The 1,308-nt window shown below is 55.9% G+C and carries 2 protein-coding genes; both read left to right on the top strand.

From position 1 onward, the window contains the following. On the top strand, positions 1-867 hold an 867-nt coding region (locus tag MRX98_RS21730), incomplete at its 5' end, for an ExeA family protein (protein WP_343217785.1). Between the two features lie 18 nt (positions 868-885). Beyond that, positions 886-1,041 carry a hypothetical protein gene (locus MRX98_RS21725; RefSeq protein ID WP_246915246.1) on the top strand — a complete coding sequence of 52 codons (156 nt, stop codon included), beginning with the start codon at positions 886-888 and terminating at the stop codon, positions 1,039-1,041. The last annotated feature ends 267 nt before the right edge of the window (positions 1,042-1,308 follow it).

Below are 1,308 nucleotides of genomic sequence, written 5' to 3'. Positions count from 1 at the left end.
CCTATTTGCCCATGGAGGAAAACACTGATGAACAACAGTGAAATCCGCAGCCTGTACGGGCTCAAACACAACCCCTTTTTGCCCGATGTGCCGCCCGAGGCGCTGTATGCGATCCCCGGCACCGAGCGCTTCGCCCAGCGGGTTCAGACCATGGCCGCCCAAGGCGGTTTTGCCCTGATCACCGGTGAGCCGGGAGTGGGCAAAAGCAAAACATTGCAACAAGTCGCCCACCGTCTGGCCCAGGTGCCGGACTTGAGCGTTGGGGTGATGCAACGGCCCCAGAGTTCGGTGAGCGACTTTTACCGGGAACTCGGAGAGCTGTTCCAGGTCAGCTTGTCGCCGGCCAATCGCTATGGCGGGTTCAAGTCTCTGCGTACCCGCTGGCAGAACCACTGCCAATCCACATTGCTGCGACCGGTGCTGCTCATTGACGAGGCCCAGCAGGTATCGGCCGATTGTTTGACCGAACTGCGCCTGTTGCAAAGCCATCACTTCGACTCGCAAAGCCTGCTGTTCACCGTCTTGTGCGGCGACACCCGTTTGCCCGAGCGGTTCAGATCCGCCGAATTACTGCCTCTGGGAAGCCGTATCGCCCTTCGCCTTGTGATCACAACCCTGTCTCCGCAGCAGTTGCTCGACTATCTGAACTATGCGCTCGAGCAGGCCGGTAACAGCCAACTGATGAGCACCGAACTGATGCACACCCTGGCCGCTCATGCCGCCAATAATCTTCGCGTGCTCAACCAAATGGCCGCCGAGCTGCTCGCAGCCGCCGCCGAAAAGAACCTGCCGCGTATCGACGTCGACCTGTTCTTCGAGTTGTTCTCACCTACGGTCGCCAAAGCCCAACGCAAACATCCCAAATAGAACGAAAGGAGAGCCGACATGGATAATTTTTGGATAGCCGACAAAATCAAACATCAAATCGAAGCACTTGTCTTGGAGTCGATCCTGGCGGTTTTGGAGAAATTGACGGACAAGGTCATTACTATCAGAGATGCCCCTGAGAACAAGATCGTTGAGTCCCTGGAGAAATTTTAAGCTTCCGGTGAAACGGAGACAGGCTCTGCTGGGGAGCAACCTGTCAAGGGATAGCCGGGTGCAGGAGGCATTGAATAAGATGCCCCGGAGGGCAACAGCAATAAACGCTTGCTGTTGCCCTCGCTCTTTTATCCAACCTATTCAAGCCTTCCTGCCCATGCCTTGAAAAACCCAATCCAATCAGACGCGCGAAGCGCACTCCTTTACCTGCCTCGACAATCCATCATTTAACTTGGCTGCGAATCCATCAAGTTACGAGTCCGCTCT

The sequence above is a fragment of the Desulfatitalea alkaliphila genome, from assembly GCF_022968795.1.
Lineage (GTDB): Bacteria > Desulfobacterota > Desulfobacteria > Desulfobacterales > Desulfosarcinaceae > Desulfatitalea > Desulfatitalea alkaliphila.
Note: the sequence above shows the minus strand (reverse complement) of the source record. Positions and strands in the feature narration are given on the sequence as shown.

Coding starts and splice junctions, on each gene's coding strand:
- MRX98_RS21725 (WP_246915246.1), top strand. CDS start 886: ATGGATAATTTTTGGATAGCCGACAAAATCAAACATCAAATCGAAGCA.